The organism is Streptomyces sp. NPDC054840, from assembly GCF_053611065.1.
This window is the reverse complement of sequence record NZ_JBSGZP010000398.1, coordinates 1-6,881: the sequence shown is the minus strand read 5'-3', so window position 1 is coordinate 6,881 and position 6,881 is coordinate 1. Positions and strand designations below refer to the sequence as shown.

Here is a 6,881-nt window from a genome sequence, read left to right as displayed (position 1 = left end):
CGCGAGTACGTCCAGTACGAGCCGCGGCCCTCCGCCTTGCGATGCACCACACCGGACGCCGCAACCCGGCAAACCTTCCCGGCCACAGCACTAGGGAAACGACGGAAGGGCGGGGCGGGGAACCCCTACCCACCGGTAGAGACCTCTGGCAAGCTGCCGCCCATGAACTCCGCCGCCACCGACCGCGCCCGGTACGACCGGGCGACCGCGCACCTGGACGCGCCGCTGGCCATCGTGGATCTCGACGCGTTCGACGCCAACGCCGACGATCTCGTCCGCCGCGCCGCCGGCAAGCCGGTCCGGGTCGCGAGCAAGTCGGTCCGGTGCCGTGCGCTGCTGGAACGGGTCCTCGCCCGCCCCGGGTTCGCCGGGATCATGTCGTACACCCTCGCCGAGTCGCTCTGGCTGGCCCGGTCCGGGTTCGAGGACGTGCTCCTCGCCTATCCCTCCGCCGACCGGGCCGGCTTCGGCGAGCTGGCGAACGACGCCAAGCTGGCCGGCGCGGTCACGGTGGTGGTGGACGATCCCGCGCAGCTGGACCTGATCGACGCGGCCCGGGACGGCGGCGCCGAGGAGATCCGGGTCTGTCTGGAGCTGGACACGGCTCTGCGGCTGCTCGGCGGCCGGGTACGGATCGGGGCCCGCCGGTCTCCGCTGCGCGAGCCCGCGCAGCTGGCCGGGCTGGCCCGGGCGGTGGCCGCCCGGCCCGGGTTCCGGGTCGTGGGGCTGATGGCGTACGAGGGTCATGTCGCCGGGGTCGGGGACTCGCTGGCGGGTCGCCCGCTGCGGTCCCGGACGATCCGGCTGATGCAGGGCGCCGCCCGCAAGGAGCTGGCGGCGCGGCGGGCCGAGGTGGTGCGAGCCGTGCGGGCCGTCGTACCGGATCTGGAGTTCGTCAACGGCGGCGGTACCGGCAGCGTGCAGCAGACGGCCGCCGAGGACGCGGTGACCGAGATCGCGGCGGGTTCGGGCCTGTACATGCCCCGGCTCTTCGACAACTACACGTCGTTCAGCGGGCGTCCGGCGGCCCTGTTCGCGCAGCCCGTGGTGCGCAGGCCCGGGGTGGGTGTGGTGACGGTGCTCGGGGGCGGGTATCCGGCTTCCGGGGCGGCCGGGGCGGACCGGCTGCCGGTCCCGTACCTGCCCCAGGGGCTCCGCTACGACCCCCAGGAGGGCGCGGGCGAGGTGCAGACCCCGCTGCTGGGCAGCCCGGCCGACGATCTGCTGATCGGCGACCGGGTCTGGTTCCGGCACGCGAAGGCGGGCGAACTGTGCGAGCGGTTCGACACCTTGCACCTGATCGAGGGCGACCGGGTCAGCGAGAGCGTGCCGACCTACCGGGGTGAGGGGCGCACCTTCCTCTGATGTCGGTGCCGTCGTGGCCGACGTTGCCGGTCCTCGCGCACGGGCAGGGATCGGTCCTCCGCTTTCTGGCCCCATGACCATGCGGGGGACCTTCTCGGCGGCCGCGCCGCGTACGCCGAAGGTCTCGGACAGCCCTGAGGGACCGGCCGAGCCGCCTTGCGGTACCCGGCCGGCCGGTATGCGGTGCCGGCGGGGCCTACAGCGGGGTCACGTACGCGCCGGAGATACCGCCGTCGACGAGGAAGTCGGTGGCGTTGATGAAGGAGGAGTCGTCGCTGGCGAGGAAGGCGACGGCGGCGGCGATCTCCGTGGATTCGGCGAAGCGGCCCAGGGGGATGTGGACGAGGCGGCGGGCGGCGCGCTCGGGGTCCTTGGCGAACAGTTCCTGCAGCAGGGGGGTGTTCACGGGCCCCGGGCACAGGGCGTTGACGCGGATGCCCTCACGGGCGAACTGGACGCCGAGCTCGCGGGACATGGCCAGGACCCCGCCCTTGGACGCGGTGTAGGAGATCTGGGAGGTGGCGGCGCCCATGATGGCGACGAAGGAGGCGGTGTTGATGATGGAGCCGCGGCCCTGGCGCTGCATGTAGGGCAGGGCCGCCTTGCAGCAGAGGTAGACGGAGGTGAGGTTGACGTCCTGGACGCGCTTCCAGGCCTCCAGGCCGGTGGTCAGGATGGAGTCGTCGTCCGGGGGCGAGATGCCCGCGTTGTTGAAGGCGATGTCCACGGAGCCGTAGGTGTCGAAGGCCGTCCTGAAGAGCGCCTCGACCTCCTCGGGGCTGGTGACGTCGACCTTGACGAAGGTGCCGCCGACCTCTTCGGCCGCCGCCTTGCCGGCGGTCTCGTCGATGTCGCCGCAGACGATGTTGGCGCCCTCGGAGGCCAAGCGGCGGGCGGTGGCGAGGCCGATGCCGCTGCCGGCTCCGGTGATGACGGCGGTACGGCCGACCAGGCGGCGGCAGATGATCTCTTCGTTGGACATGTGCTTCAGGCCTCCGTGCTGATGAAGACGTTCTTGGTCTCGGTGAAAGCGGTGAGGGCGTCGGGTCCGAGCTCGCGGCCGAGTCCGGACTGCTTGTAGCCGCCGAAGGGGGTCCAGTAGCGGACGCTGCTGTGGGAGTTGACGGACAGGTTGCCGGCGGCGACGGCGCGCGAGACGCGCAGCGCGCGCCCGATGTCGCGGGTCCAGAGAGAGCCGGAGAGCCCGTACTCGGTCGCATTGGCCAGGCGTACGGCGTCCTCCTCGTCCTCGAAGGGCAGGACGACGGCGACCGGCCCGAAGACCTCCTCGGCGGCCACGGGCGCGGTGGGGGCGACGTCCGTGACGAGGGTGGGCGGGTACCAGAAGCCGGGGCCCTCGGGGGCGGTACCGCGGATCGCGGTGAGGTCGTCGGTGACGAAGGACCGTACGCGGTCCAGCTGGGTCCGTGAGATCAGCGGGCCCATCTGCGTCTTCTCGTCGAGCGGGTCGCCCACGGTCACGGCCGCGATGCCGGGGGCGACGAGCTCCAGGAAGCGGTCGTAGGCCGAGCGCTGTACGAGGATCCGGGTGCGGGCGCAGCAGTCCTGTCCGGTGTTGTCGAGGAAGGCCATGGGGGCGGCGGCGGCCGCTGCTTCGAGGTCGGCGTCGGCGAAGACGATGTTGGGGCTCTTGCCGCCGAGTTCGAGGGTGACGCGCTTCACCCGGTCGGCGCACTTGGCCATGATCTGCTTGCCGACGCGGGTGGACCCGGTGAAGACGATCTTCGCGACGCCGGGGTGTTCGACGAGCGCGTCGCCGGTGACGTCGCCGCGGCCGGGGAGCACCTGGAAGAGGTGTTCGGGGATCCCGGCTTCGAGGGCGAGTTCGGCGAGGCGCAGGGCGGTCAGCGGGGTGGTCTCGGCGGGCTTGAGGATGACGGCGTTGCCGGCGGCGAGGGCCGGGGCCAGGCCCCAGGCGGCGATCGGCATGGGGAAGTTCCACGGGGCGATCACGCCGATGACGCCGAGGGGTTCGAGGAAGGTGACGTCGATGCCGCCGGCGACGGGGATCTGGCGGCCGGAGAGCCGTTCCACTCCCCCGGCGGCGAAGTCGAGCAGGTCACGGACGTTGCCGGCTTCCCAGCGGGCGTTGCCGATGGTGTGGCCGGCTTCACGGACCTCCAGCTGGGCCAGTTCCTCGATGTGGCCGTCGACGACCGCGGCGAAGCGGCGAAGCAGCCGGGCCCGGTCGGCGGGGGTGGCCGCCGCCCAGGCGCGCTGGGCCGCGGCGGCCCGGGCGACGGCGGCGTCGACATCGTCCCGTGTGGCGGCCGGGACGATGGCGACGGTTTCCTCGGTGGCCGGATTCAACACTCTGAGATGGACGGGGGCCGGCGCATCGGACACGTGGGGCCTCACAGTTTCATTCGATGGTGTGCGGTGGCTACAGGCGTTCGAAGGAGCGGCGCAGCTCCCAGTCGGTCACCGCGGAGTCGTAGGCGTCGAGTTCCACGCGGGCCATGTTCCGGTAGTGCGCGACCACTTCCGGGCCGAAGGCGGCTTTGGCGATCTCGCTGTTCTCCCAGAGCTCGGCGGCCTCGCGCAGGGTGGCGGGGACGTGGGCGTAGTCGGCGGTGTACGCGTTCCCGCCGCAGGCCTCGGGCAGCTCCAGGCGGTGCTCGATGCCGTAGAGCCCGGCCGCGACCAGGCCGGCGACGGCGAGGTAGGGGTTGACGTCGCCGCCGGGAAGGCGGTTCTCGAAGCGCATGGAGCGACCGTGGCCGACGACCCGCAGCGCGCAGGTCCGGTTGTCCACGCCCCAGGCGACGGCGGTCGGGGCGAAGGATCCCGGCCGGAAACGCTTGTACGAGTTGATGTTGGGGGCGTAGAGAAGGGAGAAGTCGCGCAGCGCGGCCAGCTGGCCGGCCAGGAAGTGCCGCATCACCGGTGACATTCCGCCCGGCCCGTCCCCGGCCATCGCGTTGCGTCCGTCGGCGTCGGCCAGCGAGAGGTGGATGTGACAGGAGTTGCCCTCGCGCTCGTCGAACTTGGCCATGAAGGTGAGCGAGACACCTTCCTGGGAGGCGATCTCCTTGGCTCCGGTCTTGTAGACGGAGTGCTGGTCGCAGGTGGTGAGCGCCTCGTCGTAGCGGAAGGCGATCTCGTGCTGGCCGAGGTTGCACTCCCCCTTGGCCGACTCGACGATCAGGCCCGCGGCCTGCATCTCGTTGCGGATCCGGCGCAGCAGGGGTTCGATGCGGCCGGTGCCGAGGACGGAGTAGTCGATGTTGTACTGGTTGGCCGGGGTCAGGCCGCGGTAGCCGGAGTTCCAGGCCTGCTCGTAGGTGTCCTTGAAGACCATGAACTCCAGCTCGGTGCCGACCATCGCGGTGTACCCGGCCTCGGCGAGGCGTTCCAGCTGGCGGCGCAGGATCTGCCGGGGCGCGGCGACGACGGGCGAGCCGTCGTTCCAGGCGAGGTCGGCGAGGAGGAAGGCGCTGCCGGGGTTCCAGGGGATGCGGCGCAGGGTGGCGAGGTCGGGGTGCATGGCGAAGTCGCCGTAGCCCCGGTCCCAGGAGGACATCTCGTAACCGTCGACGGTGTTCATGTCGGTATCGACGGCGAGGAGGTAGTTGCAGCCCTCGGTACCGTGTTCGAGGACCTCGTCGAGGAAGAACTGTGCGGCGAACCGCTTGCCCTGGAGCCGCCCCTGCATGTCGGGGAAGGCCAGGACGACTGTGTCGATCTCACCGCTGGCGACGAGGGAGCGGAGCTCCTCGGGCGCGAGCGGCGGCTTGCGGTCTACCACTGGAATCTCTCCTTCGGTGAGCCGAGGAGGCCTAAGGTATTGAATAGAACCATTGCTTGGGAAGGGGAGGAGCCGAGATGACCGATACGGCGAGCGAAGGCGGCGCCATCGCGCGACTGAATCCCGTACTGCGCCAGGTGCGGGCGGGCAACGGTTTCGAGGAGGCGCTGGAGCAGATCCTGCAGGTGGTCCGACTGGGTCTGGTGCCGGGCGGCGAACGGCTGCCGCCCGAGCGCGAGCTGGCCGAGCGGATGGGAATCAGCCGGGTCACCCTGCGCGAGGTGCTGAAGGTGCTGCAGGACCAGGGGCTGGTCGAGGCCCGGCGCGGGCGGTACGGCGGAACGTTCGTGCTGCCCCGGCCCGACCCCCCGGCCGGCGGCGCCGAGGAGGAACTGCGCCGGCGCGTCGCGGGGGTGGACATCGAGGACGTCCTGCTGTTCCGCGAGGTCCTGGAGGTGGGGGCGGCCGGACTGTGCGCCTCCCAGGGCCTGACCGAGGAGGGCACCGAACGACTGCTCGGCGCCCTGGCCGCCACCCATGACGCCCCGCTCGCCGACTATCGCCGCCAGGACACGCTCTTCCACCTCACCTTGTGCGAACTGGCCGGCTCCGCCACCCTGACGGCCCAGTACGCGGCCGTCCGGGCCGGCGTGAACGACCTGCTGGACTGCATCCCGTTGCTCGTACGCAACCTGGAGCACTCCCAGCAGCAGCACAGCACGCTGGTGGAGGCAGTGCTGGAGGGCGACGCCGACAGGGCCCGGGAAACCATGCGCGAGCACTGCTGCGGCACGGCGGCGCTGCTGCGGGGGTTCCTCGCCTGAGCGGCGCCGGGGGGCCGTCCGAGAGGGTTTCGTAACTTCTGTTTAACGCAGAGGTCTTGCGCACTCCCCCGCCCTAAGGCAAAGGTACGCCCCACAACCATTGCCCTGAGGCAGGAGCGCACGATGGCCGACGACATCGAGGCACGGCTCACCGCCGTACCCGCACCCACCCGTTCCCCCGACGGCGGGGACAGCCCCGACGAGTACCTCGCGCGCCGGACTCTGCGCCGCGGCAGCGCCGGCTGGCTGCTGCTCACCGGTCTCGGCGTCGCCTACGTCGTCTCCGGGGACTTCTCCGGCTGGAACGTCGGCCTCGACAAGGGCGGCTTCGGCGGCCTCGCCATCGCCACCGTCCTCATGGGCGCGATGTACGCCTGTCTGGTCTTCTCGCTCGCCGAGCTGTCGACCATCCTGCCGACCGCGGGCGGCGGCTACGGCTTCGCCCGCCGCGCGCTCGGCCCGTGGGGCGGTTTTCTCACCGGCACCGCCATCCTGATCGAATACATCCTGGCCCCGGCCGCGATCGTCATCTTCATCGGTGACTACGTCGAGTCCCTCGGCCTTTTCGGGCTCACCTCCAGCTGGCCGGTCTACCTCGGCTGCTTCGTCATCTTCATCGGCGTCCACCTCTGGGGCGTCGGCGAGGCACTGCGCTTCAGCCTCGTCGTGACCGCGATCGCCGTCGCCGCGCTGCTGATCTTCGCGGTGGGGGCCTTCACCGAGTTCGACGCCTCCGGCCTGAACGACATCCCCGTCGACGCGGACGCCTTCGGTTCCAACTCCTGGCTGCCGCTGGGCGTGCTGGGCATCTGGGCCGCGTTCCCCTTCGGCATGTGGTTCTTCCTCGGCGTCGAGGGTGTACCGCTGGCGGCCGAGGAGGCCAAGGACCCGGTCCGCTCGATGCCGAAGGCCCTCTCCATCTC

General features: G+C 71.2%; 6 protein-coding genes. 3 read left to right on the top strand and 3 right to left on the bottom strand.

The features are described from left to right. Positions 1-162 precede the first annotated feature (162 nt). Positions 163-1,365, top strand: coding sequence for an amino acid deaminase/aldolase (locus tag ACWGIU_RS24935; protein ID WP_453709256.1), 1,203 nt, complete (start codon positions 163-165; stop codon positions 1,363-1,365). Positions 1,366-1,561: 196 nt separating this feature from the next. On the opposite strand, the gene ACWGIU_RS24930 is transcribed toward ACWGIU_RS24935, so the two are convergent. From ACWGIU_RS24930 to ACWGIU_RS24920, 3 genes are all read right to left on the bottom strand, one after another. Beyond that, positions 1,562-2,347 carry a 3-oxoacyl-ACP reductase gene (locus ACWGIU_RS24930; protein ID WP_453709254.1) on the bottom strand — a complete coding sequence of 262 codons (786 nt, stop codon included), beginning with the start codon at positions 2,345-2,347 and terminating at the stop codon, positions 1,562-1,564. Between the two features lie 5 nt (positions 2,348-2,352). Then, positions 2,353-3,699, bottom strand: coding sequence for an aldehyde dehydrogenase family protein (locus ACWGIU_RS24925; RefSeq protein WP_453709252.1), 1,347 nt, complete (start codon positions 3,697-3,699; stop codon positions 2,353-2,355). A gap of 70 nt (positions 3,700-3,769) precedes the next feature. Continuing rightward, positions 3,770-5,134, bottom strand: a complete 1,365-nt coding sequence (locus ACWGIU_RS24920) for a glutamine synthetase family protein (RefSeq protein WP_453709250.1) — start codon at positions 5,132-5,134, stop codon at positions 3,770-3,772. Between the two features lie 77 nt (positions 5,135-5,211). On the opposite strand from ACWGIU_RS24920, the gene ACWGIU_RS24915 reads away from it, so the two are divergent. Then, positions 5,212-5,958 (top strand): FadR/GntR family transcriptional regulator, encoded by a 747-nt coding sequence (locus tag ACWGIU_RS24915; protein WP_453709248.1) that lies wholly within the window; start codon positions 5,212-5,214, stop codon positions 5,956-5,958. Between the two features lie 123 nt (positions 5,959-6,081). Beyond that, a partial coding sequence (locus tag ACWGIU_RS24910; RefSeq protein ID WP_453709246.1) for an amino acid permease occupies positions 6,082-6,881 on the top strand: 800 nt, incomplete at its 3' end.